Genomic DNA, 26790 nt, shown 5'->3' with positions numbered 1-26790 from the left:
TTGGCGTTATGCGGCGAGTGGCATTCTCAGCTCACATTTCCCAGTTGAACCTGCCGGTGACTGAGCGATTCGGCATCTTCAAGATGCCTTCGCTGCCACGGACTGAAAGCTCAAAATCCGGCGGCAGCTTGCTGTCCCCGGGATTCTTGTAGCGAACGAGCAGGATTTTTGCCTTTGTATCAAATGCCACGACCACCAGATGCGGCGGCCGAAGTATCGAATTCGAACTTGCCCCAGGCGCGGCGAACGACACACCAGCCAGAACGGGGCGCTCCTGCTGCCCTATCTCGAAGTCAAGAACGTAGCCGGCACTTTCGAACGACAAGGAGCCGGTGGCGTGTGCGCCACCGCTTGCGGCAATGGCGAGGATGGCGATGGCAAAAGCAGGACGCATACGGTTAATCTTTGGCTGAAGTGACGACTGCAGGCAGGCACAGCCTACCGTAAGGCGCTCGCGAGAAGGAAGAGTCAGGCCGCATCCGCAAGCCGCAACGCCGAGAGTTCGAGCGCCAGGTACTTGGTGCCGGGAACGGGATTGAAGGTAACAGGGGCCGCAGGTTGAAAACCCAAGGACTCGTAGATGCGCTGCGCGGCAGAGAACTCAGGCAAGACATCAAGACAGATGCGGGAGTAGCCCGCAGCCCGCGCCTCATCGAGGATGCGCTCGATGAGCCGTCGCCCAAGGCTTTCGCCTCTCGCATCAGGCCGCACGTAGACGCGCTTCATTTCGCAGGTGGTTCCGTCAACGCGGCGAAGCGCGGCACAGCCAACGACAGTTGCGCCCTTCCATGCGAGAAGCAGGCGACCATCGGGCGCGGCGTACTTTCCGGGTAATGCAGCGAACTCCGCTTCGTAATTCTGGAAGGCAAGGCTTACGCTTGGGCTGGCGACGTACTCCCGAAGGATGGCTACGACATGCTCAAGGTCATCGGGGAAGGTTGCGGGCCTGATATCGGTCATCGTGAAAGCGTACCGCATCTCGCGCCAAAGCATACGCCTCCAGGCAATTCCCGATGGGCGTTCAGGTGTCGCGGGTACGATGTATCAACTCCGCCTTGTCTTTCACCAGCCCTGCCGGGTGACCTGTTTCAAGGAACACCTTCAGGTCGCACAGGACGATGGCGAACCCTTCGGTGGCATTCACCACCGGGTCCGTGCCGCCGTCGTCTTCAAACCCCCGGACCTCAACACTTGCGACAGTCGCGCCTTTTTGTTCCTCGGCAAACTTCATGTCGACGTCAAGCCCGCCTTCCAGCCAGGAAAACGCAATACGGCGCGGCGCGTCGAATGCGGTGACACGCACACGCTCAGTGGCACCGGGAACCATGAATTGCCACTCAACTTGAGCACCCTGGCTAAGCGGATCGGTGGTACTTTTCAGCCAGAACCTTGTGATGAGATCAGGTTGGACAAACGCATTGAAAACCTCTGCAGCGGGACGTCGAATGAGCATCTCCGACCGGGCAACCAACTCAGCCATGGGAATCTCCTTCAAAGGGTACGCGAGGCACGATGGCAGCCAAGGGGCCGCACATACGGTGGTGCGCTACCCGGCGCCTGTCGAAATATAGATCGAAATGTATGCCGCTTGATCCCGCGGCAGAAGTCCGTGCTTGCAACCTGCTGTAACGGGCTCAATCAGCCGCTCAGCACCAGACATAGCTCGCCGTTGCTGGCCGGTTTTCTGCCCGCCGCGAGAATGCGCCCATCCACCATGCTATTAGTTCAATAGCTGCTTGCGCCCGTCCCTATTGGCCTGCAGTCACTTTTATTGCCTAAAAATGAACCCATAGGGCCGCCACCGACCTTTTTGCACCTCGCGCGGCCATTGGAAGCGTTGAACCGGCGTTCTGAACGGGTTTTGGCCCTTTTGTGAGCCATTTGGGCCCCTAGCCCAATCACAGCGAACGCAAGCAGCTATTGAATTGATAGCAAAGTCCTGAGTTGGGCCGGATCTCAGCCTGTCGTCCTTCACTCTGCACCTGCCCCTCACGCCCCGGTGGGCTCACACCGGCTGGATCGTGATCTCCGCGGTTATGGACTCTTCCCCGCGCCGATCGCCTTGATGGGCGGGCTAGCCTAGTCTTCCTGTCCCACGACATCGCGCCAGCGTACAAACTCGGGCGAAAAGTGCTTGACGTTCAGCGCCGCAAGAAATTCTTTATAGCCGTCAAGGTTGTCGTACGGTCCGTGCACACCTTCCATCTGCCACCAGGCCGGGCCGGCACCGTAGTCGATGACGTAGATTTTGTTGTTGTATTTGAAACCTGTCACCCAGTGATTCGGCGGGCCTGATTTGTTCTTGATAAAGATGTAGCGGGCGTTGTATTCAGGGCTGATCTTGTTCAGGGCATCCCTGGCAAACGCCGCGGAATCGCGGCAATGACCACTGGGTTTTTCAAAAAAAGTCTGTGGTTTGCGAGTCAGTACATTCTCCGGCCCATTCGATGCGATATGTGCCTGCACCATGGACTGGCGCGACTTGTCGAAAACGAAGTTGGACTTGAGCCACTTGGCAACATCCTCATGCGACTTCCACTTCGTGAGCTGGGCGTCGTAGGCGCCCTCAACCGCTGCAGCAGCGCCTGAATAAAGCACCAATGAAAAAACCAGAAGAATCTGGCTGAAGATGGCAGTTGTCCCGAAAAGTAGGAATCGATTTTTCATCCTGGCTCCTTGTTGTATCTGGCGAATCTAGCAGCTCTGGCAGCTTCCCGGCAAGCGATCACACCGGCTGAATCGTGATCTCCACCGTCATCGACTCTTCCCCGCCGCCCTGCCGCACGCCCTTGATGGGGGGGCAGGCGTTGTAGTCAGTGCCCATGGCCAGGCGCACGTGGCGCTGGTCGATCAGGCAGCTGTGGGTGACGTCGATGCTGACCCAGCGGCGGGTGGCCACATCGAGGCACACGTCACACCAGGCGTGGCTGGCAAGGTCGGGCTCGTTGGCGGCGTAGAAGTAGCCGCTGACATAGCGCGCTGGGTAGCCCAGGCTGCGGCAGATGGCGACCATGACGTGGGCCTGGTCCTGGCAGACGCCTGCCCCGGACTTGAAGGCTTCCAGCGCCGTGGTCGTCACGCTGGTGCTGTTTTTCAGGTAGCCCACAGCGTCTGCCACGCCCTGGCTCAATGCCAGCAGGGACGGCAAGCTTGCGGTGCCGTCAAGGCTTTGCGGGATAAAGCGGCGGCCAAATTCGGCGAGCTCCCAATGCGGCTCAGCCAGATGCGTGGCACGCAGAAAAAAATACGGATGCGGCAGGGTTTCCGGGTCGTTGAACTCAGCCACGCCAAAGGTTTCCACATCACCAGCCGCGTTGACCAGGCTCCAGCGCACGTTATCGGCATCCTTGCCCACAAAGGTGTAGGAGCTGATGGTGTTGCCAAAGGCGTCGCGTTGGGTAAAGAGTTTTTCGGGCGCGCCCAGGCTCCAGAAATGCACCGTCTGCGCCAGGCTGGACTGCGGCGTGAGCCACAGCGTCTGCAGCGCATAGCGCAGCGGCTCGGTGTACCGGTAGTCGGTGATGTGTCTGACGTGCAGTTTCATCAGGATATGGCCCCCACGCTCGCTCGCTTCGCGTAGCTCCCTGCCCCCCGAGGGGGCTGGCCTTGCTTGGGGCGGCCCGGCGCGGCGGCCGTGTCAACGGCTCTCGCGACCGGTGCTTGGCTGTGTTTCAAGTGGTGGCCGGCACCAAAAACTCGCGGCTGATGTGTGCGCCCAGCTCATTCACGCGGTCCAGGAACTGCGTGAGGAATGCATGCAGGCCCGTTGCCAGGATTTCGTCGATACGTGCGTACTGCAGGTCGGCGCGCAATTTGCCGGCGCGGCGCTGGGTTTCGCTGCTGGTGTCGCTGGTCACCATGGCAAGGTTGCTCATGACTTCGTTCAGGCAGGCCAGCAGGGAGCGCGGCATGTCGGCGCGCAGGATCAGCAGCTCGGCCACGCGCTCGGGCTTGATGACGTCGCGGTACACCTTGCGGTAAACCTCAAAGCCCGAAACGCTGCGCAGGATGGCGCTCCAGTGGTAGAAGTCGTATTCCTGGTCTTTCTCACCGGCCATGCCGAGGAAGTCGTTCTGCACGGCGTGAAACTTCACGTCCACCAGCCGCGCGGTGTTGTCGGCGCGCTCGAGGAAGGTGCCCAGCCGCAGGAAGTGAAAGGCTTCGTCCTGCAGCATGGTGCCCAGGGTCACGCCGCGCGACAGGTGCGAACGGAACTTGACCCATTCAAAGAACTGGCCCGGGTCGCGCTCGAAGTCGCCGCTGCGCAGCATGCGGATGACTTCGAGGTAAGTCTGGTTCTGCGTTTCCCATACTTCGGTGGTCAGCGTGCCGCGCACAGCCCGGGCGTTTTCACGGGCGTTCTGCAGGCATGAAATGATGCTGGACGAGTTTTTCTCGTCGCGCACCATGAAGTCCATCACATCGCGCGGGTTGATGGTGTCGCCGTACTTGGCGGCAAACGAAGGCTTGAGCTCACTGATGCTGAGCAGGCCCTGCCAGCCGGCCTGTACCAGCGCATCGGACTGCGGCAGCAACGAGGTCTGGTAGTTCACATCCAGCATACGCGCTGTATTCTCCGCCCGCTCGGTATAGCGCGACATCCAGAAGAGGTGGTCTGCAGTGCGTGACAACATGATTACATTCCTCCCCGGGATTGCGACTGCGATTGGGACTGGTACTGCATGGACGAGCCGTCCTGCAATATCCAGGTGTCTTTGGTGCCGCCGCCCTGCGACGAATTGACCACCAGCGAGCCGTCTTTGAGCGCCACGCGCGTGAGGCCGCCCGGCACCATCTGCACTTCCTTGCCGCTCAGCACAAAGGGCCGCAAGTCGATATGGCGCGGTGCAATGCCGCTTTCCACATACGTGGGGCAGGTTGAAAGGCTGAGGGTGGGCTGCGCAATGTAGCCCGACGGATTGGCCAGCAAGGCCGCACGGAACTCTTCGATCTCGGCCTTGGTGGCAGCTGGCCCCACCAGCATGCCGTAGCCGCCGGCGCCGTGCACTTCCTTGACGACCAGGTCTTTCAGGTTGGCCAGGGTGTACTGCAAATCCTCATTGTTGCGGCACATGTAGGTCGGCACGTTTTTCAGGATGGGCTTTTCGCCGAGGTAGAACTCGATCATCTTGGGCACGTAAGGGTAGATCGACTTGTCGTCTGCCACGCCGGTGCCGATGGCGTTGCACAGCGAGACATTGCCGCTGCGGTACACATTGAGCAGGCCCGCGCAGCCCAGGGTGGAATTGGGGCGGAAGGCCAGCGGGTCGAGGAAGTCGTCGTCGACACGGCGGTAGATCACGTCGACGCGTTTGGGGCCGCGCGTGGTGCGCATGTAGACGAAGTTGTCCTTGACGAAGAGGTCTTGCCCCTCGACCAGCTCGACGCCCATTTGCTGCGCCAGGAAGGCGTGTTCAAAATAGGCCGAGTTGTACATGCCGGGCGTCAGCACCACCACCGTGGGCTCGGCCGTGGCCGGCGGCGCCATGCCGCGCAGGGTTTCGAGGAGAAGGTCGGGGTAATGCGCCACGGGCGCAACGCGGTTTTCGCTGAAAAGCTCGGGAAAGAGCCGCATCATCATCTTGCGGTCTTCCAGCATGTAGCTCACGCCGCTGGGCACGCGCAGGTTGTCTTCGAGCACGTAGTACTCGCCATTGCCCTGCGCGTCGGGTGCCCGGACAATGTCGATGCCGCTGATGTGCGAATAGATATTGCCGGGTACATCAACGCCCATCATTTCGGGGCGGAACTGCGCATTCTGGAAGATCTGCTCGGACGGCACCACGCCGGCCTTGATGATTTCCTGGCCGTGGTACACGTCGTGGATGAAGCGGTTGAGCGCGGTGACGCGTTGTACCAGGCCTTTTTCCATGCTGGCCCATTCGTGGGCGGGGATGATGCGGGGAATCAGGTCAAAGGGAATCAGGCGTTCGGTGCCGGCGCCGTCTTCGTCCTTGGCACCGTAAACCGCAAAAGTGATGCCGACCCGGCGGAAAATCATTTCAGCTTCGGCGCGGCGGGCCTGCATCACGTCGGCAGGCTGCCGGGCCAGCCAACGCTGGTAACCCTGGTAATGCTCACGGACGCTGGACTCCGTGGCGTTCATTTCGTCGAACATCGGTCGGCTCATTGGCTTGATCTCCAGCAAGTTATGCGCATGGCAATTGTTTTAACGTAGCTTAGCAAGTTATGCGCCAAGGCGGTGCGTCCGCCAATATTTTTAGCGTTCAGGCACATGATGCCAGTAGCGCCTGCCCTGCTCCCGCTGGCACAAAATCTCCCCGGGGCGAAGGCTTCGCCAGGTGGCAGCCCCGCACTGCGGCGACTTCACCAGGCGTATGCCGCGCTCCTCATAGCGCGCCACCACGGACTCCACCGGGTGGCCAAAACGGTTTCGGTAACCCGACTGCACCACCGCCCACTGCGGCCTGACGGCATCAAGAAACACCGCGCTGGACGATGTTTTGCTGCCGTGGTGGGGTACCAGCAGAAAGTCAGCCTTGAGGCTGGCCGGAACGCTGGTTGCCAGCCGGAGTTCCTGCGGCGATTCGATGTCGCCGACCAGCAGGGCTGTGCGGCTGCCGCCAGGGACGCTGCTGGAGATGCGCAACACGCAGCTCATGGCGTTTGACTTGCTGGCAGCGTCGTAATCGGCGGCCACGGGGTGCAGCACCTCAAATGCCACGCCGTCCCATTCCCAGCGCTGGCCGGCCACGCAGCGGCCGGCTTTGCGCTGCATTTGCAGCGGATGCGCGTCTTCAATCGAACTCACCAGGCTGGCTTCTGGCTGCATGGCCAGGACAGCCTGGGCCCCGCCGATGTGGTCGATGTCCCGGTGGCTGATCATGAGCATGTCCAGCCGCTCCCCCAACGCGCGCAGCAGCGGCACCAGCACGCGGTGCCCGGCATCACTTTCGCGCGAAAAGCGCGGGCCGGCGTCATACAGCAGCGTGTGGCTTGCCGTGCGCACCAGCACGGAATTGCCCTGCCCGATGTCCGCGGCCAGCAGCTCGAACTGCCCCGGTGCCACGCGGGCCGGTTGCCACAACAGCACCGGCAGCAACAGCGGAAGGCCCAGCGCTCGAAAATGAAACGGCAGGCGCGTGGCCAACAGGCCGCCGCCCGCCACGCCGGCGACAGCACACCACAGCGGCGCCGCCGCCACGCTGACCGAGGCCAGCGGCCAGCTCGCCAGCCATTGCAAAAATATCGCCAGCCCGCCGACCGACCATGCCGCCAGCGACCACACCGGCGCCCACGCCACGCCCAGCAAAGCCAGCGGCGTGATGACCAGCGTCACCACCGGAATGGCCACGGCATTGGCCAGCAGGCCGACCAGCGAGACCTGGTTAAACAGCAGCAGCGACAGGGGCGTGAGCGCCAGCGTGACGACCCATTGCTCCCGCATCGCACGCCCAACGCTGTCCAGCCATCTGGGCCGGCGCTGCCACCAGCACCCGTCCTCAGGTTGTTTTTTTGAGTCGAATTGGGCTGCAGCCCTTTCCCCATGAGCGCGAGCAGCTCCTGAATCTGTAGCAAACAAAACACCCACCGCAACGAAAGACAACCAGAATCCGGCTTGCATCAACGCCCATGGGTCCAGCGCCACCACCACGGCCATGGCCAGCAGCCAGGTCTGCAGCCAGGGCCACTGCCTGCCGCCTTGCCGCAGCAGGATCACGGTGGCCAGCATCCAGATGGTTCGCTGCGCGGGCACGCCCCAGCCGGAAAACAATGCATACAGGGTGGCAAGCAGCAAGCCGCCCAAAGCACCTGCAGCGGCTGCCGGCAACACCAGGCACAACCGCGGCGTGAAACGCGCTGATCGCCGCCACAGCGCGCCGATCAGCAGTGAGGCAGCCCAGGCAAACATCGTTATATGAAGGCCTGAAATACTCATCAAGTGAGCTACGCCCGTGGCACGAAACACATCCCAGTCGGCACGTTCGATGGCGGCCTGGTCGCCGACCACCAGCGCGGCAATGACGCCTGCCAGCTGCCGGTTTTCAATGCGCCCAAAAATCGCTTCGCGCACGGCTTGCCGGGCCTGCTCAATGGGGTGTTGCCAGCTGCTGGAGAGTTTTGCCGGCGGTGCGTCGCGCGGGCCGGCACGCACATAGCCCGTGGCCTGTATGCCCTGCTCCCACAGCCAGAGTTCGTAGTCAAAACCAAACGGGTTGCTGTTGCCGTGCGGCGCCTTGAGCCGCACCGTCATTTGCCAGCGTTCTCCGGCGCGCAGGGCTTGCGGCTGGCGCTGCAAGGCCAGTGCTATCTCGAACGGGTCGGCGTCCTGCGCCGGCACGGTGGGCTCGCGCCCGGCAAAGCCCCAATACCAGCCCAGCATGATTTGCGGCGGCAAGGTGACTGTGCCGCCATTGAGGCGGGCAGATTCCACGGCAAGGCGGAAACGCAGGCCGTCTTCTCCGGGTTGCGGCATTGCCAGCACCTGGCCTGTGACCTCGATATCGCGGCCCTCCAGCGCCGGATCGAGCGCCGCTGACAGGAAGACGCCAGCGCGCCAGCCGGTGAGGCCCACGCCGAGCAAGGCAGCAAGGGCAAAGGCCGAAACCACCCGGCCCCATGAAGGAAGGCCCTGTCTGCCAAAGCGCAGGTACAGGCCAGCCAGGATGCAGGCCAGCAGGGCCATGGCGGCATAAACCTGTTGCGGCCACAAGGCGGGCTGCTGCAACTGCAAGGCAACACCCGCAATAAAACCGGCAAACACCGGCCCCGGGCTTGCCGCATACAGCCGTGCCCCGGCCGATACAGGTCGATTCAAACCCCGCCTCCCCTTTGAACTGTTTTTATGCGCTGACCGCTTTGAGCTTAACGGGAAAGCGCGGCAGGTAAACAACAAACAGCGCCAAACAGCCGGTTCACACTCAAGAGACCACGTGGCGCAGCTCTTGCTTTCAGAAATGCCACCAAATCCGGGTAAGCTGTTTACACGGCGTTCCTGAGACCGCAAGATGTGGCGGTCTGCTGAGCGTATTTTCCTGAGGGCGTGATTGCACGCCCGTTCCTTTAAAAGCGAGGTTGCCTTGTCCATCCACGTCGCCCTGAGCCACATCACGCATTACAAATACGACCGCCTGGTCAAACTCGGCCCCCAAGTCGTCCGCCTGCGGCCTGCGCCGCACAGCCGCACACAGGTACTGTCGTATTCCCTCAGGGTTGAGCCCGCCGGCCACTTCATCAACTGGCAGCAGGACCCGTTTGCCAATTACCAGGCCCGGCTGGTGTTTCCCGAGCCGACGCGCGAGTTCAAGGTCACGGTGGACCTGGTGGTGGAAATGGCGGTGTTCAACCCGTTTGACTTCTTCCTGGAACCGGCTGCCGAGGAATTCCCGTTTACCTACAACGCATTGCAGGCCCGCGAACTGGCGCCCTACCTGGCCACCCAGCCGGCCACACCGCTGCTCAAGCGCTACCTCGAAAAAATCGACCGCACGCCCAAGCGCACCATCGACTTCCTGGTGGGCCTGAACCAGGGCCTGCAGTCGGACATCAAATACTCCATTCGCATGGAGCCCGGCGTGCAGACGCCTGAAGAAACCCTGCGCCTGGCCTGCGGCTCCTGCCGCGACACCGGCTGGCTGCTGGTGCAGTTACTGCGGCACATGGGCCTGGCCGCGCGCTTTGTCTCGGGCTATTTGATCCAGCTGAAAGCCGACGTCAAATCCATCGACGGCCCCAGCGGTGCGGAAGCCGATTTCACCGACCTGCACGCCTGGTGCGAGGTGTTTTTGCCCGGCGCCGGCTGGGTCGGCCTGGACCCGACGTCCGGCCTGATGGCCGGCGAAGGCCACATCCCGCTGGCGTGCACGCCCGAGCCATCCAGTGCCGCCCCGGTCGAAGGCGGCGTCGACAAATCCGAAGTCGAGTTCGAGCACCACATGGCGGTGCAGCGCATTTACGAATCGCCGCGCGTGGCCAAGCCCTACACCGAGGAGCAATGGCAAGCGGTGCTGGCATTGGGCGAAAAGGTCGATAAAGACCTGGCGGCCGGCGACGTGCGCCTGACCATGGGCGGCGAACCGACCTTTGTGGCCACCACCGACCGAGACGCGGCCGAATGGAACATCGACGCACTGGGCCCGACCAAACGCGGCTATGCGACCGAGCTCGTGCAAAAGCTGCGCGCCGAATATGGCGAAGGCGGCTTCCTGCATTTCGGCCAGGGCAAGTGGTACCCGGGCGAGCAATTGCCGCGCTGGGCACTCAGCATTTTCTGGCGCAAGGACGGCCAGCCGATCTGGCAAAACCCGAGCCTCTTCGCCGACGAGCGCCAGCCCTGCAACTACACCAGCGCCGACGCGCAGCGTTTTGTGCAGACACTGGCGGGCAAGCTGGGCCTGGCCACCACCTACATCACGCCAGGCTATGAAGATACCTGGTACTACCTCTGGCGCGAACGCCGGCTGCCAGTCAATGTCGACCCATTTGATTCGAAGCTGGACGACGCCATGGAGCGCGAACGCCTGCGCCGCGTCTTCATGCAGGGCCTGGATTCCGTCGTGGGCTATGTGCTGCCGCTGCAAACCAAGGAGCAACTCAAGCAACGAAACGCAGGCGCCTCGCCCGCGCTGAGTGGGCCCAAATGGACCACCGGCCCCTGGTTCTTCCGCGAAGAGCGCATGTATCTCATGCCGGGCGATTCGCCCATGGGTTATCGCCTGCCGCTGGATTCGGTGCCCTGGGTGTCCAAGACCGACTACCCTTACATGATCGAGTCCGATCCATTTGCGCCGCGACAGGACCTGCCGGCGGCTTCCTCACTGGCGGCGCGCTACAACGGCAGCTTCAGCGCGCCCAGTGGTGCCACACCGGCAGCCCCTTCGGCAGGCGGCAGCGCCAGTTCGCTGGCGCAATACATGGCGCGCTACATGACGGGCAATACCGCGCTGTCGCAAGCCAGCCGCATCCTGCAGTTCCGTCCGCTGGGAAACAACGGAACGAACGGTACGGACGGGTTGAATGGCAAGCCAGCCGCAGAGGAAACGACGCCTGCCGACGATCGCGCGCCCAAGCCCTTTGAATCGGCCGCCTGGCTCACTCGCACCGCGCTCTGCGTGGAAGTACGAGACCCATCCCGCGCCAATGGCCCCAAAGACAAACCGAAGGCCGACCCGGACAGCAAAGCCAACAAGTCGGGCCGCGGCGAAGTGGGTGCGATCTATGTCTTTATGCCGCCGATGGAGCGGCTGGAAGACTACCTCGATCTGCTGGCCGCAGTGGAAGCCACGGCGCAGTCGCTGCGTGTGAGCATCGTGCTTGAAGGCTACCCGCCGCCACGCGACCCGCGCCTGAAAATGCTGCAGGTCACGCCTGACCCAGGGGTCATCGAAGTCAACATCCACCCAGCCTACAACTGGGGCGAACTGGTGGAACACACCGAGTTTCTCTACCAGATCGCACACGAGACGCGCCTGTCGGCCGAGAAGTTCATGACCGATGGCCGGCACACCGGCACAGGCGGCGGCAACCACTTTGTGCTGGGTGGCGCGACGCCCGCCGACAGCCCCTTCCTGCGCAAGCCCGAGGTGCTGGGCAGCCTGATCGCCTACTGGCACAACCACCCGTCGCTGAGCTATCTGTTCTCGGGCATGTTCATCGGCCCGACCAGCCAGGCACCGCGTGTGGACGAGGCCCGCAACGACCAGCTGTACGAACTGGAAATCGCCCTGCGCGAGATCGAGAACAACCGCAAAAAATACGGCGCCGACATGCCGCCCTGGCTGGTGGACCGCACGCTGCGCAACATCCTGGTCGACGTCACCGGCAACACACACCGCAGCGAGTTCTGCATCGACAAGATGTATTCGCCCGACTCCGCCACCGGGCGCCTGGGCCTGCTGGAGTTGCGCGCGTTTGAAATGCCGCCACATGCGCGCATGAGCATTGCCCAGCAATTGCTGCTGCGCGCGCTGGTATCGCGCTTCTGGAACAAGCCCTACCACGGCCGTGTCACACGCTGGGGCACCGAACTGCACGACCGCTTCCTGCTGCCGGGCTTTATCCGCATGGATTTTGAAGACGTGCTGACCGAGCTGCGCGAAGCCGGCTACGCCTTCGACATGGCCTGGTTCGAACCTCACTTCGAGTTCCGCTTCCCGCTGATCGGGCAGGTCAAGTCCAACAGCATCGAACTCACGCTGCGCAGCGCGCTGGAGCCCTGGCACGTGATGGGCGAAGAAGGCTCGGCCGGTGGCACGGTGCGTTACGTGGATTCATCGCTGGAGCGCGTCGAAGTGCATGTGACGGGCCTGAACGACAACCGCTATGTCGTCACCGTCAACGGCCGGGCATTGCCGCTGCAAAGCACCGGCCGCGTCGGCGAATATGTGGCCGGTGTGCGCTACAAGGCCTGGAACCCGCCGTCGGCCCTGCACCCTTCCATCGGTGTGCATGCACCGCTCACGTTTGACATCGTCGACACCTGGATGGAACGCTCGCTGGGCGGCTGCCAGTACCATGTGGCGCACCCAGGCGGGCGCAGCTACGACACGCTGCCGGTCAATTCGTACGAGGCTGAAAGCCGCCGGCTCACGCGCTTTTTCCGCATGGGCCATACACCCGGCAAGATGCGAGTGGCGCCGGCGCAGCCGAGCCGGGAGTTCCCGTTCACGCTCGATCTGCGCTGAATCCGTGCCTGCGGCAGCGGCCCGGGAGCTTGAGAGCCCCGGGCGAAGCGCCTCCCCGTACCGTCAACGGCTGTCTTATGGCTGCAACATTTGCATGCACAGGCGGCATAAATAGCCATTTGGCCGCGCATTGAACCCGCCTTGAGCCTTGCAGGGGATGGGCCGCAGGCATACTTGCACCCACGTGGAAAATAACACCCAGTCACTTTTTGCCGCCCAGTCGCTTGAATCCCCCTGCGCACTGGCTGCCGCGCTGGCGCCTCATGCGGCAGCGGGGCATTTCGATGAGTTGCGGGGCCGTGTGTCCGAAGGCCCCGCGCCCGCTGAAGCAGCCGCGCCGGCACAGCCCGCGCTGCGGGCCGCGGGCAGCCCCCCTGAAACAGCCCCGGCCCGGCCCGAAGCCCCGGCGGCCGGGATGGACGACGCCCTGTCGCCCGACTGGACACGCTTTTTCAATTTCCTCGGCAGCGACGGTTTTTACGACCTGAACCACCGCACCGCCAACCTGCGCCGCCAGATCCGCGACAACGGCGTGACCTACAACGTCTACGCCGACGCCAACGGCCCGCAGCGGCCCTGGTCGCTGGACCTGTTCCCCATGATGGTTTCGCCCGCCGACTGGGCGCAGATCGAGGCCGGTATCCAGCAGCGCGCCCGCCTGCTGGACCGCGTGATGGCCGACATCTACGGCCCGCAGGAGCTGCTCTCCAAGGGCCTGCTGCCCAGCGCGCTGGTGCATGCCCACCCGGGTTACCTGCGCGGCATGCAGGGCGTGCAGCCGGCCGGCGGCACCTATCTGCACATTGCCGCCTTCGACATCGCGCACGGCCCCGACGGCCGCTGGTCGGTGGTGTCGCAGCGCACGCAGGCGCCTTCGGGCCTGGGCTACCTGCTCGAAAACCGCCTGACGATTTCACTGCTGTTCCCCGAAGCCTTCCGCGAAATGAAGGTCGAGCGGCTGGCCGCGTCGTACAAGGCGCTGGTGGATGGCCTCAAGGCCATGAGCCCGACGGACAGCAACGAGGAAAGCCGCGTGGTGCTGCTGACGCCCGGCCCCTACAACGAAACCTATTTCGAGCATGCCTACCTGGCGCGCTTCCTGGGCCTGACACTGGTCGAGGGCAGCGACCTGCTGGTGCGCGATGACAAGCTTTACCTGAAAACCCTGCGCGGCCTGGAGCGTGTGCACGGGCTGCTCAAGCGCCTGGACGACCAATTTCTCGATCCGCTGGAACTGCGCTCGGACTCCACACTGGGCGTGCCCGGCCTGCTACAGGTGATACGCGCGGGCAATGTGCTGGTGGTCAACACGCCGGGCTCGGCCTTCCTCGAATCCAGCGCGCTGCTCGGCTTTCTTCCCGCGCTCTCCGAGCACCTGCTCGGTGAAACGCTGGCCCTGCCCTCGCTGGCCACCTGGTGGTGCGGCGAGCAGGCGGTGATGCAGGACGTGCTGAGCCAGCTCAAGACCTGCGTGATCAAGCCGACCTATCCGGGCACCGGCATGGAATCCGTCATCGGCCATACCCTGTCGCGCCGCGCGCTGGACGAATGGGCCGGCCGCATTGTTCGCCGGGGCGAAGACTTCACCGTGCAGGCCTACCTGCCGCTGCCGCAAACGCCAACCTGGCAGGGCGAGCGGATTTCCCCGCGCTCGGCCATGCTGCGCGTGTTTGCGGTGGCCGACGGCAACGGCTCCTGGCAGGTGCTGCCGGGCGGGCTGGCACGGCTGGCGGGCAAGAACGAAAACATGTCGTCGATGCAGCACGGCGGCAGCAGTGCCGACGTGTGGGTGCTGGGCGACCCCTCGGCAACCAAGGCGGCGGCCGAACACACCACCGCATCGCGCACCGAGCAGCCGGCGCCTGTCTGGGCCGCAGCGCCGCTGCGCCACCGTCCGCCAGTAACCAGCCGCGCGGCCGAAAATCTTTTCTGGCTGGGCCGCTACACCGAGCGTGCCGAAAACTCTACGCGCCTGGCGCAGATCACGCTGCAGTGCCTGGGCGGCGAAGACCAGACGTCGCAGCCGCTGCTGGCCTGGCTGACCAGCATGGCCGTCGGCAATGCGCTGGTGCTGGACACCGTGCCGCCGGCCACGCATGCGCGCCGTGTCTTCGAACGCGCCCTGATCGCCAACCTGGCCGACACCGAACAGGCCGCCAGCGTAGGCTTTAACCTGCGGGCGCTCAAGAGCGCCGCATCTGCCGTGCGCGAACGCCTGTCGCAGGAACAGTGGCACATGATCGTGCGCACCGAGACCGACTTCTTCCAGCGCTGCTCATCGTTCAGCGCCGTGGGCCAGACCCAAAGCCAGGGCGGGCAAAGCCAGAGCCAATCCAGCCAATATCTGCTCGAATACTCTTCCGTCGAGGCGCTGCGGGCGCTGGAATCGGCCAGTGGTTTCCTCTCAGCCATGACGGGTGCACAAACCGACCGCATGACACGCGACGACGGCTGGCGCCTCCTGAGCGTAGGCCGGCTGATTGAACGGCTCAATACCCTGGCCGGCGCGCTGGTGCGCGGTTTCGAAACCGGATCGGTCTTTGAAGAAGGCGGCTTCAACGCCATGGTGGCGCTGTTCGACAGCACCATCACCTTCCACGCGCAGTACCAGCAGCGCCGCGACATCCCGGCCCTGCTCGATCTGCTGGTGCTGGACCGCGACAACCCGCGCTCCCTCGGCTGGGTGGTGCAGACCCTGCGCGGGCGCCTTGCCAAGCTGGCGGGCAGCGCGCCGGGCGACATGCCCGACCTGGCGATGGAACTACCCGACCCCGGCAGTTGGGCGCTTGCTGATTTGTGCCAGGAGGCCCCAGCCAGCATTGGCGATGGCGAAGATGAAAACGGCGGGCAACATGACGGGCGGCTGGTGCAGTTGCTCGAGCAGTGCTGCGATGCCGCGCTGGAGCTGTCAGACACGCTGAGCCGCCGCTACTTCAGCCACGCGGCTTCCGCCAGCCAGAGCCTGGGCGCCTGAGCCCTAGGAGTTTTTCCGTGCTGCTTCACGTCGTTCACGAAACCCGTTACCGCTATGCCCCGGTGGTGGAAAACGCGCACCATGTGGTGCACCTCAAGCCCGCCAGCCGAAATGGCCAGACCCTGCTGGACTATGCGCTGCGGGTTGACCCCGAACCGGTCCAGCTGCGCGAAACCGAAGACGTCTACGGCAACACGCGCACCTACTTTTCCCTGCAGGCCGCACATGAGAGCCTGACCGTCGTGGCCGACAGCATCGTCTCCACGTCGGCCCTCAACCCCCTGCAATCAGAAGCGACCCTGTCCGCCGGCAAGCCTGCATCCCCCGCCTGGGAGCAGGTGCGCGAACAGTTCCGTTACCGTGCCGGCGCAGCTTACGACAGCGCCTCCGAATTCCTCTTCGCCTCGCCCTATGTGCCGCGCGACGATGCCTTCATTGAATTTGCCCGCCCCAGCTTCCTGCCGGGCAGGCCGCTGCCCGAGGCAGCGCGCGACCTGATGGAACGCATTCACAGCACCATGACCTACGAGAGCGAAAGCACCGAAGTCAACACGCCGGCGCTCGAAGCGCTCAAGCTGGGCAAAGGCGTGTGCCAGGATTTCGCGCACATCATGGTGGCCTGCTGCCGCGCCATGGGCCTGCCGGCGCGTTATGTCAGCGGCTACCTTCTCACCACGCCACCGCCCGGCCAGCCGCGGCTGGTGGGCAGCGACGCTTCGCATGCCTGGGCTTCGGTGTACTGCCCCGGCCTGGGCGCCTGGCTCGACTTCGACCCCACCAACAACCGTGCACCGGGTGAAGATTACGTCACGCTGGCCATCGGCCGCGACTTCCTCGATGTATCGCCCATGCGCGGTGTGATCCGCGGCGGCGCGCAGCACATCCTCGACGTGGCCGTTACGGTGGAGCCGGTGGCAAGCGCCGGCGATTGAGCGGCTTCGGCGGCGCTGGCAGCTCTTCCAGCAGCGAACCCTCCGGCAGGCTGCGTGCCAGGCAGCGCCGGCACAGGCTCACAAATTCCTGCGCGGCGCCCGACTGGGCCTGGCGCGGCTTGAAAGCCAGCAAGGCCCGGAACGACACATCCGCCGCCAGCGGGACGCTGCGCAGGCCCAGCGCTACATATTCACGCGCCACCAGCGGATTGGTAACGGCCAGCCCGGCCCCGGCCAGCACCAGCGAACACTGCGTTGCGCTGTAAGGCGTTTCAATCACAAAGCGAGGTTGCACACCCGCCTGTGCAAACGCGGCTTCCAGCCGGCGCTGGGCGGTATCCGAGGCAGACAGGCCCACCAGCGGCACTTCTGCGAGATCCCCGGGCTGCAGGACCTGCTTGCGAGCCAGTGGGTGGGCTGCAGGCATGATGCACACCGCTGGCACCTGGTAAAAAAGCGAGGACACCAGGCCGCTGGTGTCCGCCTCATCGCCCAGGAAGGCCAAGTCCACAGCGCCCTGGAACAGGGCCTCGCGCAGCACTTTCGAGCTGTCGACCAGCAGCAGGCAACGCGTGCGCGGGTAGCTGCGCTGAAACTCGGCAAGCGCCCAGGGCATCACGCTGGCGGCCATGGCATGCAGTGAACCGATGCGCAGCACGGTGTCCTCATGCGACTGCAGGGCCACGATTTTTCGCTGCACGGCTTCCAGGCCTTCGTAGACCCGCTCGACTTCTTCCATCAAAGCGTGCGCCTCCGGTGTGGGCGTGAGCTTGCCTTTGGGCCGGTCAAACAGCTTGAGCCCGGCGCGCGCTTCGAGCTGCTGCAGCAATTGCGTGACCGCCGGCTGGCTCACGTGCAGCGCCGCAGCCGCGCGGTTGGCGGTGCCCAGCCGCATGACCATGCGGAACACCTCAATCTGACGTGCACTGGCTTCGGCCATGGCAGCCTCCTATAAGTTTTACTTATTTTAAATCGCAAACAAGTGATGCAGGGAAGCCCATGGTCTACCTACCATCTGCCCATGAACCCTGTTTTCCCCGAATCCCTTCCAAACTCTGCGGCATGGAACGCCATCAGCCGCAATCCCCGGCTGACCGGGCTGCGCTGCATCCTCTGCGCCCGTGAATACCCGCTGCAGGATTTGCCCACCGGCTGCCCGCACTGCGCGGCGCAAGGCACGCCCGCGAGCCTGGAAGCCGTTTACACCGGGCTGCCCCAAGCGCTGAAAACTGCCAGCACAGGTTATAAGTGGGGCGACTGGCTGCCTTACACCCATGGCGTGTCTCTGGGTGAGGGCGACACGCCCTGCCTGGACCTGCCGCGCCTGGCGCGCGAGCTTGGCCTGCGCCAGCTCAGCGCCAAACACGAGGGCATGAACCCCACCGGCTCGCACAAAGACCGCATGTCGGCGCAAGCCGTCAGCCGGGCGCTGGACGCAGGCGCGCAGACGGTGGTGCTGGCCTCCAGCGGCAACGCAGCGGTGTCGGCAGCAGCCTATTGCGCCGCGGCCGGGCTGCCTTGCGAAATCGCCACCTACCGCGACATGCCGGCACCTTTCGCGCGAGCCCTCCATCACCTGGGCGCCCGGCGCGTGATGTTCGACCATGGCTTTGACCGCTGGAGCCATGTACGCCGGCGGGTCGAGCAGGACGGCGCCTTTGCCCTCACCAACTACAGCGTGCCCGCGGTCGGCAGCCCGGCCTTCGGCGTGGAAGGCTACCGCGCTGTGGCGCTCGAATTTGTCGCCGGCGGCTGCGTGCCGGACCACGTGCTGGTGCCCACCGCCCGCGGCGACCTGCTCTGGGGCATTTACAGCGCACTGCGTGATTTGCACCAGGCGGGGCTCATCGGGCACATGCCCAGGCTGTGGGCCGTTGAGCCCTTCCCCCGCCTTTCCCGCGTGCTCGAGGGCGCGCCGCTGCAGTCGGAATTCAACGGCCAGACGACGCAGTTTTCGACAGGCGGCAGCACCGTCACGCTGCAACAGCAACTGGCCGTGCAGCAGTCGGGCGGCGGCGCCGTGGTCATTGATGATGCCGGCGCCATTGAGGGCAGCGCCCGACTCGCGGCGCAAGGCCTGTGGGTGGAGCTTTGCGCCGGCGCCTGTCTCAGTGCGCTGGCCCGCCTATGCGCACTTGGCCAGGTGCAGGCATCAGAACACGCGTTGCTCCTGCTCACGGCCAAAGGCGACCGCGACACCTTTAACCCCGTCCCCTGACCACACGCCCCTTTTTCTTCAGCCCGCAAAGGAATTTTCACCATGAAGACCCGACTGCTCACCGCCCTGCTTCTGACCTGCGCCACCCTCGCAGGAACTGCCCATGCCGCCTACCCCGACAAACCCATCCGCCTGATCGTGCCCTGGGCACCCGGCGGCAGCACCGACGCCATCGCCCGCGCGATTGCCCAGCGCATGGGCGAAACCATGGGGCAAAGCGTGGTGGTCGACAACCGCTCCGGCGCCTCCGGGCGCATCGGCACCGAAGCCGCAGCCAGGGCCGCGCCCGACGGCTACACCTTCGCCATCGTCGAGCTGCCGCATGCGATTGCGCCGGCCGTGTTCAACAAGATGCCTTACGACCTGCTGCGCGACTTCACGCCGGTGTCCATGGTCGGCACCTCTCCGCTGCTGCTGTTTGCCAGCAGCGCACAGTACAAGAATGGCGACATCAAGGGCTTCCTCAAAAACTACCGGAGCAGCAAGGTGCCGCTGGCGCTGGCCCACAGCGGCAACGGTTCCATCAGCCACCTCTCCAGCGAACTGTTCTCCAGCGCCACCGGGATCAAGGTCAACGCCATTCCCTATCGCGGCTCCGCGCCCGCGCTCACCGACGTCGCGGCCGGCCAGGTGGACGCACATTTCGCCACGCTGGCCAGCGGCAGTTCGCTGCTGGGCGCGAACAGGATCTCTGCCTTGATGGTGACCGGCAATGCGCGCCTGGCTACCATGCCCGGCGTGCCGACCGCGCGCGAAACCGGCATTGAGGGCATGCAGTTCAACCAGTGGTGGGCGCTGGTGGCGCCGGCCACCACGCCGATCGAGATCGTCGAACGGCTGCGCAGCGAAGCAGTGGCGGCGCTGGCGCATCCCTCCACACGCGAACGCCTCACCACCCTGGGCATTGACCTGAAAGGCTCGACACGCGACGAACTGCGTGCCTTCATGCGCAACGAAGTGGACCGCTGGGGTGCAGTGGTGCGCAAGGCCGGCATCAAGCCCGAGTGACGCCGGCATGTGGAACGGTGAAAGGGGCGCGGAACAAGCCGCGCGGGCCCTGCGCCGTTCCATCATTTCCTTTCATGACCCCAAAGGCCTCCGGAACCCGGGCACCGTCCTACAATTCCCTGCACTGCCAGCCGGCCGCGCAGCCTCCTTCGCTATCAAAAGCATAGCTGCTAGCGCTCGTTCCCATTGGGCTGGAACCATTTTTCTTAACCAAAGGACCACCATGAGCGCCTACGACAAGCTGAAAGCACTGAACATCACCCTGCCAACCGTGGCAACGCCCCTGGCTGCTTACCTGCCCTTCGTGCAGACCGGCAACCTGGTGTTCCTGAGCGGCCATATCGCCAAGAAGGACGGCAAGCCCCTCGTCGGCCAGCTCGGCAAGAACATGACGACAGAAGAAGGCAAGGCCGCCGCACGCTCGGTCGCCATCGACCTGATGGGCACGCTCGAAGCCGCCGTCGGCCTGGGCAAGGTCAAGCGCATCGTCAAGCTCATGAGCCTGGTCAACTCCACCGGTGACTACACCGAACAGCACCTGGTGACCAACGGCGCAAGCGAGCTGTTCGCTGAAATCTTCGGCGACGCCGGCAAGCATGCACGCAGCGCGTTTGGCGTGGCGCAGGTTCCCATGGGCGCCTGTGTGGAGATTGACCTGGTGGCTGAAGTCGAATAAGCCGGCTACACAGCACCCGCAATGACTGTGGGGCCGACGCGCGGGCGACAAGCGCTATCCGGCAGCCCGGCTTAAACTCATAGCGCCCGGCCATTTCGCCGGGCAGCGTTCTCAGGGCGGGGTGAAATTCCCCACCGGCGGTGTTTGCAGGCAACTGCATCAGCCCGCGAGCGCCTGGTTGCCGTGCTTCATACGGCAACCAGGGTCAGCAGATTCGGTTCAACTCCGAAGCCGACGGTCACAGTCCGGATGAAAGAGAGCGCGATGTTTACGGCTGTGCCGTGGGCGACGATGGCTGGTGCGGACTCTCCGCGCGGGCTGTTCGCGCGTCCATGGGCTGGCCGCAGGCTCGTGCGCCCTGATTCTGGTAACACCTAATAAGAGGCTTCCATGAGTCAGACAGATATTTCCCCACCTTCGGCTTCCCGTTCGGGCGGCACACCCACCAAGGCACGTTTCGCCTTTATCCAGTCGTCCTGGCACGAAGACATCGTGGACCAGGGCCGCGGTGCCTTCCTGGCCGAGATGGCCCGGCAAGGCACAGGCCCCGAATCCATCGACACGTTTGAAGTGCCCGGCGCGTTCGAGATTCCGCTCCACGCCAAAAAGCTCGCGCAATCGGGCCGTTATGCAGGTGTCGTCTGCTGCGGGCTGGTCGTGGACGGCGGCATTTACCGCCATGAGTTTGTGGCCGACGCGGTCATCAGCGCGCTGATGGGCATCCAGCTGGAAACCGGCGTGCCGGTGTTTTCAGCGGTGCTGACGCCACAGCACTTTCATGAACATGAGGAACACCGAAAATTCTTCACGGAACATTTCCTGACCAAGGGCAAGGAAGTGGCGCAAGCCTGCCTGGAGACGGTGGCAAGCCTGAAAAAGCTTGATCTGTTGCTGGCAGCTTGATTGCTGAATAGCTGAATAGCTGGCCAGACCGGCGAGCGCAGCATATTGCTATCAAATCAATAGCTGCTTGCACCCGCCAGTTATGGCTTTCAGTCAGTTTTACTCAACGCGGCTGATGCCGGTGGGTTTGAAACCCAGGTCGGCCGCCTTGCCCTTGCGCGCGCGCGCCGCACGGGCATTGTTCAGGCTGCGGATTTCCAGCGTTTCCTCGCGCGCCTTGCCGCCGCGGCCAATACCTTCGATCTTCACACTGCGCGTGTAAGCGGCTGCACCGGCCAAAGTGTCTTTGGCTTCAAGGTCGATCAGCATCAGGCCGCGCCCGCCGGCGGCCTGCATCTTGAGTTCGCCAATCTCGAACGTCAGGATGCGGCCGCCGGTCGAGGCGCAAGCCACATGCGTGGCCGGCACCAAAGGCGCGGCGCCGCTGTTGAAGGCGGCATGCGACGGCCTGCAAATGGTTTCGCCTTCGGCGCAGCTGATAAAGGCCTTGCCGGCTTTGAGGCGCGACGTCATGTTCTCGACCGTGGCGAGGAAGCCGTAGCCGCCGCTGGCGCTCAGCAGCAATGCGGCGTTGGCCGGGCCCGCGAAGTAATGCACCAGCTGCGTGCCGGACTCCAGGTCGATCAGGGTGGTGAGCGGCTGGCCGTCGCCACGCGCGCCGGGCAGCAATGACACCGGCACCGAATAAATGCGGCCGCGTGAGCCGAAGGCCAGCAGCGTGTCGATGGTGCGGCACTCAAAGGTACCGTAAAGCCCGTCGCCCGCCTTGAAGGCGAAGCCCGCCGCGTCGTGGCCGTGGCCGCTGCGCGCACGCACCCAGCCTTTGTCGCTGATGACCACCGTCACCGGTTCGTCGAGCACCTTGACTTCGAGTACGGCCTTTTTCTCGGCCTGAATCAGCGTGCGGCGCGCATCGGCGAACTGCTTGGCGTCGGCCTCAATTTCCTTGACCAGCAGGCGGCGTAAGGCGGCCGGGCTGCCGAGGATTTCCTCGAGCTTGCCCTGCTCTTCACGCAGGGTCTTGAGCTCCTGCTCGATCTTGATGGCTTCGAGCCGTGCGAGCTGGCGCAGGCGGATGTCGAGAATGTCATCGGCCTGGATATCGGTGAGCTTGAAGCGCGCAATCAGCGCAGCCTTGGGTTCATCCGACTGGCGGATGATGGCAATCACCTCGTCGATGTTGAGCAGCACCAGCTGCCGGCCTTCCAGGATATGGATGCGGGCCAGCACCTTGTCGAGCCGGTATTGCGAGCGCCGCTGCACCGTCGTCTGGCGAAACTCGATCCACTCGGTCAGCATCTGCCGCAGGTTTTTCTGCGTCGGCCTGCCGTCCAGCCCGACCATGGTCAGGTTGATGGACGAGGAACTTTCCAGGCTGGTGTTGGCCAACAGCGTGTTGATGAGTTCGGACTGGCTGATCTTGCTGGTCTTGGGCTCGAACACCAGGCGCACGGCGGCATCCTTGCTGGATTCGTCGCGCACCACGTCGAGCACGGCCAGGATGGTCTGCTTGAGCTGCACCTGGTCCTGGCTCAGGGCCTTTTTCCCGGTCTTGATCTTGGGATTGGTCAGCTCTTCGATTTCCTCCAGCACGCGCTGGGTGCTGACGCCGGGCGGCAGTTCCTGCACCACCAGTTGCCACTGGCCGCGCGCCAGTTCTTCAATCTTCCAGCGGGCGCGCACCTTGAGCGAACCGCGGCCCGTTTTGTAAGCCGCTGCGATTTCCGCGCTGCTCGAAATAATCTGGCCGCCGCCCGGGTAATCGGGCCCGGCGATCAGCGTGTACAACTCCTCGTCGCTGAGTTTGGGCGTCTTGATGAGTGCCACGCAGGCGTCGGCCACTTCGCGCAGGTTGTGACTGGGGATTTCGGTAGCCAGGCCTACGGCAATGCCGCTGGCACCGTTGAGCAACGCAAACGGCAGGCGTGCCGGCAGCAGCTTGGGTTCCTCCGTCGTGCCGTCATAGTTCGGCATGAAATTGACGGTGCCCTCGTCAATTTCGTCAAGCAGCAGGCGCGCGATCGGACTGAGGCGCGCTTCGGTATAGCGCATGGCGGCCGCACCGTCGCCGTCACGGCTGCCGAAATTTCCCTGGCCGTCGATCAGCGGATAGCGCAGGCTGAAATCCTGCGCCATCCGCACCAGTGCGTCGTAAGCGGCAGTGTCACCATGCGGATGGAAATTGCCCAGCACGTCTCCGACCACCTTGGCGCTTTTGCGCGCCTTCGGACCCGCAGGCGCAGCGTTGGTGAACGACAGGCCCATCCGGTGCATCGCGTACAGGATGCGGCGCTGCACCGGCTTCTGGCCGTCGCAAATGTCAGGCAAGGCGCGGCCCTTGACAACGCTGAGCGCATATTCAAGGTAAGCCCGCTGCGCGTACGCAGCCAGCGAATCCTGGTCGGCGGGTTCGGGAATAGGGGCTACGGCGTCCGGTGTAAAGAGATCCATCTTGAGTTTGGCTTGGCGGGTAAGGTGGCGTGACGCATGCCGGCACACGCGGGTGCGGCTGGCACAGGGTTACAAAAGGAATGCCGTTTTTCAGGCTGCCGGGCTGAACACACGGCGCATTGTGACCTCAGTTCTGCTCGGGCTGGGCCTCTGCCGTAGCGGTGGAGACCACAGTGGGCGACACCATGTTGCTGCGGCCGGTTGCGCCGCCCATCATTTCCATGCGGACACGGGCGGACGACGCCATCATGCTGGGGGGCTTGAGGTGGTTATAAAGCTGCATCACGGTTTTGACGTAGTTTTTGGTTTCGGGGTAATTGGGGATCTTGTTGCCGGCACGCTGCACGGCGCCCTCGCCGGCGTTATAGGCCGCGACCGCGAGTTCAAGCTGGCCGGGGAACATGGCAATCAGGTCGCTGAGGTAGCTGGAGCCCGCCCGGATATTGGTCTTGGGGTCGGTGAGCTTTTTGTGGATGGTGGAATCCTTGGTGGCCCGCACGCCGTAGCGCTCCGCTGTCGGCGGAATCAGCTGCATCAGCCCGACCGCGCCCTTGGGCGAAACGGCCTGGGTGTTGAACCCGGATTCGGTGGCGATCAGGGCCTGCAGCAGTTCGTAGTCGATGCCATGCTTGGCGGAAGCTTCGCGCAACAGGTGCTTGACGGCCTTGTAGTTGGGCGACACATCAAAGTAAGCCAGCAGCTTGGGCGGCGCGTTGGCCACACCGGTGGCCCGGTTGGCGCCGTTACCGACGGCTTTGCCGCTTTTGGCAACATTGTCCCCTGCGCTGAAACTTTCAGCGCCACGAAAGAAAAGTTCATAACGCTCATCCAGCCGCACAGCCGAAAAATGCGCAATGCCGTCTTTGTCCACATAACCCCAGATGTCGGCCCGGGCCGGCGCCGCGAACAGCGTAGCCAGCCCAAGGACGGCCAGGGGCAGGGCCAGCGCGCGTAACAGGCGAGCAAGGCGCGGCAAGGCTGAATACAACGTCAAAAAAGAATCCATCAAATATCTATTTCCACGGCGTCACCGTGCAACTCCATCAGTTCGCGGCGCGCAGCGGCCTCGCCTTTGCCCATCAGCTTGGTGATGAGCGTCTCGGTTTGCAGAAAATCCTGGTTGCCCAGTTGCACGGGCAACAGGCGGCGGGTGTCAGGATTGAGTGTGGTTTCCCATAATTGTTCCGCATTCATCTCGCCCAGGCCCTTGAAGCGGCTGATGCTCCAGGCCCCCTCCTTTACGCCATCCTTGCGTAACTTGTCCAATATGGCGGTCAGTTCGCCTTCATCAAGGGCATACACCTTGGATGCCGGCTTTTTGCCGCGGGCCGGCGCGTCCACCCGGAACAGCGGGGGACGGGCCACATACACATTACCCGATTCGATCAATTTGGGGAAGTGGCGGAAAAAGAGGGTCAACAGCAGCACCTGGATGTGGGAGCCGTCCACATCAGCGTCGCTCAGGATGCAGACCTTGCCGTAGCGCAGGCCGGAGAGGTCGGGCGTGTCGTTCGGGCCGTGCGGATCAACGCCGATAGCGACGGCGATGTCGTGGATTTCGGTGTTGGCGAACAGGCGGTCGCGCTCGACCTCCCAGGTATTAAGCACCTTGCCGCGCAGCGGCAGGATGGCCTGGCTTTCCTTGTCGCGGCCCATCTTGGCGCTGCCGCCGGCCGAATCGCCCTCGACCAGGAAGACTTCGTTGTGCGCCAGGTCCCGGCTTTCGCAGTCGGTGAGCTTGCCGGGCAGCACGGCGACACCGGAGCCCTTGCGTTTTTCGACCTTCTGGCCGGCTTTCTGCCGGGTTTGGGCAGCCTTGATGGCCAGTTCGGCCAGTTTGCGGCCGTAATCGACGTGCTGGTTAAGCCAAAGCTCCAGCGTGGGCCGCACAAAGCTGGACACCAGCCGCACCGCGTCGCGTGAATTGAGGCGCTCCTTGATCTGGCCCTGGAACTGCGGATCCAGCACCTTGGCGCTCAGAACATAGCTGGCGCGGGCAAAAACGTCTTCCGGCAAGAGCTTGACGCCCTTGGGCAGCAGCGAATGCAGGTCGACAAAGCTCTTGACGGCATTGAAGAGGCCATCGCGCAGGCCGCTTTCGTGCGTGCCGCCGGCGCTGGTGGGAATCAGGTTGACGTAGCTTTCGCGCACCGGCTGGCCTTCTTCGGTGAAGGCCACGCACCACTGCGCACCCTCGCCTTCGGCAAAACTCTCGTGCGAGGCATCGGCAAAACCTTCGCCCTCGAACATCGGGATCACCGGGTCGCCGGTCAGCGTCTGCATCAGGTAGTCACGCAGGCCGCCTTTGTACAGCCAGGTTTGGGTGTCTTTGGTTTTCTCGTTGGTCAGCGTCACCGTGACGCCGGGCATCAGCACCGCCTTGCTGCGCAGCAGGTGCGTGAGCTCGGCCATGGGCAGCGCGGCCGATTCAAAGTATTTGGCATCGGGCCAGGCGCGGACGGTAGTGCCCGTCTTGCGGTCGCCCTCGCCGTTTTTGCGCAGGTGCAGCTTTTCGATGACATCGCCGCCCGAGAACACCAGGTGGGCAACCATACCTTCACGATAAGAGGTGACTTCCAGGCGCTTGGACAGCGCATTGGTCACGCTCACGCCGACGCCATGCAGGCCACCCGAGAAGCTGTAGGCGCCGCCTTTGCCTTTGTCGAACTTGCCGCCCGCGTGCAGCCGGGTGTAGACGATCTCGATGACCGGCACCTTTTCTTCCGGGTGCAGGCCGAAAGGAACGCCACGGCCGTCGTCATCCACGCTGACCGAGCCGTCGGTATGCAGCGTGACCTTGATCTTCTTGCCGTAGCCGGCCAGGGCCTCGTCGGCGGAGTTGTCCAGCACTTCCTGGATGATGTGCAAGGGGTTGTCGGTGCGCGTATACATGCCCGGCCGTTGCTTGACGGGCTCCAGGCCCTTGAGCACGCGGATCGAGCCTTCGGAATATTCGGTGGGTAGTTTGTCAGCCATGGCAGATG

The 26790-nt window shown here is 63.8% G+C and carries 19 protein-coding genes and 1 riboswitch; of the genes, 7 read left to right on the top strand and 12 right to left on the bottom strand.

The genetic code is table 11. The features are described 5' to 3' along the window. Positions 1-31: 31 nt before the first annotated feature. From AC1D1J_RS14885 to AC1D1J_RS14850, 8 genes are all read right to left on the bottom strand, one after another. Complete coding sequence (locus tag AC1D1J_RS14885; protein ID WP_477686800.1) at positions 32-394, bottom strand: hypothetical protein; 363 nt, start codon at positions 392-394, stop codon at positions 32-34. A gap of 74 nt (positions 395-468) precedes the next feature. Next, positions 469-960: a GNAT family N-acetyltransferase gene (locus tag AC1D1J_RS14880; protein WP_477686799.1), complete on the bottom strand. Its 492-nt coding sequence runs from the start codon at positions 958-960 to the stop codon at positions 469-471. A gap of 61 nt (positions 961-1021) precedes the next feature. After that, positions 1022-1480 carry an SRPBCC domain-containing protein gene (locus tag AC1D1J_RS14875; RefSeq protein ID WP_477686798.1) on the bottom strand — a complete coding sequence of 153 codons (459 nt, stop codon included), beginning with the start codon at positions 1478-1480 and terminating at the stop codon, positions 1022-1024. Positions 1481-2079: 599 nt separating this feature from the next. Beyond that, positions 2080-2667 carry a transglutaminase-like domain-containing protein gene (locus tag AC1D1J_RS14870; protein WP_477686797.1) on the bottom strand — a complete coding sequence of 196 codons (588 nt, stop codon included), beginning with the start codon at positions 2665-2667 and terminating at the stop codon, positions 2080-2082. Between the two features lie 58 nt (positions 2668-2725). Then, on the bottom strand, positions 2726-3544 hold the full coding sequence (locus tag AC1D1J_RS14865; RefSeq protein ID WP_477686796.1) for a transglutaminase family protein: 819 nt from the start codon (positions 3542-3544) through the stop codon (positions 2726-2728). 127 nt (positions 3545-3671) lie between these two features. Then, positions 3672-4634, bottom strand: a complete 963-nt coding sequence (locus AC1D1J_RS14860) for an alpha-E domain-containing protein (RefSeq protein WP_457278908.1) — start codon at positions 4632-4634, stop codon at positions 3672-3674. A gap of 2 nt (positions 4635-4636) precedes the next feature. Then, a complete protein-coding gene (locus AC1D1J_RS14855) occupies positions 4637-6130 on the bottom strand; it encodes a circularly permuted type 2 ATP-grasp protein (protein WP_457278909.1) in 1494 nt (497 codons plus the stop codon). Positions 6131-6220: 90 nt separating this feature from the next. After that, a complete protein-coding gene (locus AC1D1J_RS14850) occupies positions 6221-8779 on the bottom strand; it encodes a DNA internalization-related competence protein ComEC/Rec2 (RefSeq protein ID WP_477695068.1) in 2559 nt (852 codons plus the stop codon). Positions 8780-9041: 262 nt separating this feature from the next. Between AC1D1J_RS14850 and AC1D1J_RS14845 the strand changes: the two genes are divergently transcribed. The 3 genes from AC1D1J_RS14845 (at position 9042) to AC1D1J_RS14835 (ending at position 16550) form a co-directional block, all read left to right on the top strand. Continuing rightward, a complete protein-coding gene (locus tag AC1D1J_RS14845) occupies positions 9042-12644 on the top strand; it encodes a transglutaminase family protein (protein WP_477695067.1) in 3603 nt (1200 codons plus the stop codon). A gap of 184 nt (positions 12645-12828) precedes the next feature. After that, complete coding sequence (locus AC1D1J_RS14840; protein ID WP_477695066.1) at positions 12829-15618, top strand: circularly permuted type 2 ATP-grasp protein; 2790 nt, start codon at positions 12829-12831, stop codon at positions 15616-15618. A gap of 17 nt (positions 15619-15635) precedes the next feature. Continuing rightward, entirely contained in the window at positions 15636-16550 is a 915-nt protein-coding gene (locus tag AC1D1J_RS14835) for a transglutaminase family protein (RefSeq protein ID WP_477686792.1), read from the top strand. On the opposite strand, the gene AC1D1J_RS14830 is transcribed toward AC1D1J_RS14835, so the two are convergent. Then, positions 16516-17490: a LysR substrate-binding domain-containing protein gene (locus tag AC1D1J_RS14830; protein ID WP_477686791.1), complete on the bottom strand. Its 975-nt coding sequence runs from the start codon at positions 17488-17490 to the stop codon at positions 16516-16518. The genes AC1D1J_RS14835 and AC1D1J_RS14830 overlap by 35 nt on opposite strands. Before the next feature lie 81 nt (positions 17491-17571). On the opposite strand from AC1D1J_RS14830, the gene AC1D1J_RS14825 reads away from it, so the two are divergent. From AC1D1J_RS14825 to AC1D1J_RS14810, 4 genes are all read left to right on the top strand, one after another. Beyond that, complete coding sequence (locus tag AC1D1J_RS14825) at positions 17572-18768, top strand: pyridoxal-phosphate dependent enzyme (protein WP_477695065.1); 1197 nt, start codon at positions 17572-17574, stop codon at positions 18766-18768. A gap of 42 nt (positions 18769-18810) precedes the next feature. Then, a complete protein-coding gene (locus tag AC1D1J_RS14820) occupies positions 18811-19776 on the top strand; it encodes a tripartite tricarboxylate transporter substrate binding protein (protein WP_477695064.1) in 966 nt (321 codons plus the stop codon). Between the two features lie 223 nt (positions 19777-19999). Continuing rightward, a complete protein-coding gene (locus tag AC1D1J_RS14815; RefSeq protein WP_477657712.1) occupies positions 20000-20452 on the top strand; it encodes a RidA family protein in 453 nt (150 codons plus the stop codon). A gap of 103 nt (positions 20453-20555) precedes the next feature. Further along, positions 20556-20717, top strand: a riboswitch (FMN riboswitch). Positions 20718-20842: 125 nt separating this feature from the next. Next, the gene (locus AC1D1J_RS14810; protein WP_477686788.1) at positions 20843-21355 is read left to right on the top strand and encodes a 6,7-dimethyl-8-ribityllumazine synthase; all 513 of its coding nucleotides are present in this window, start codon (positions 20843-20845) and stop codon (positions 21353-21355) included. A gap of 99 nt (positions 21356-21454) precedes the next feature. On the opposite strand, the gene parC is transcribed toward AC1D1J_RS14810, so the two are convergent. The 3 genes from parC to AC1D1J_RS14795 form a co-directional block, all read right to left on the bottom strand. After that, complete coding sequence (parC, locus tag AC1D1J_RS14805; protein WP_477686787.1) at positions 21455-23806, bottom strand: DNA topoisomerase IV subunit A; 2352 nt, start codon at positions 23804-23806, stop codon at positions 21455-21457. Positions 23807-23933: 127 nt separating this feature from the next. Next, positions 23934-24812, bottom strand: a complete 879-nt coding sequence (locus AC1D1J_RS14800; protein ID WP_477695063.1) for a lytic transglycosylase domain-containing protein — start codon at positions 24810-24812, stop codon at positions 23934-23936. Continuing rightward, the gene (locus tag AC1D1J_RS14795; protein ID WP_477686785.1) at positions 24812-26782 is read right to left on the bottom strand and encodes a DNA topoisomerase IV subunit B; all 1971 of its coding nucleotides are present in this window, start codon (positions 26780-26782) and stop codon (positions 24812-24814) included. Before AC1D1J_RS14795 ends, AC1D1J_RS14800 begins: the two co-directional genes overlap by 1 nt. Positions 26783-26790: the final 8 nt, after the last annotated feature.

The organism is Polaromonas sp. P1_F8 (genome assembly GCF_056405635.1).
This window is presented reverse-complemented; position numbering and strand designations above follow the sequence as displayed.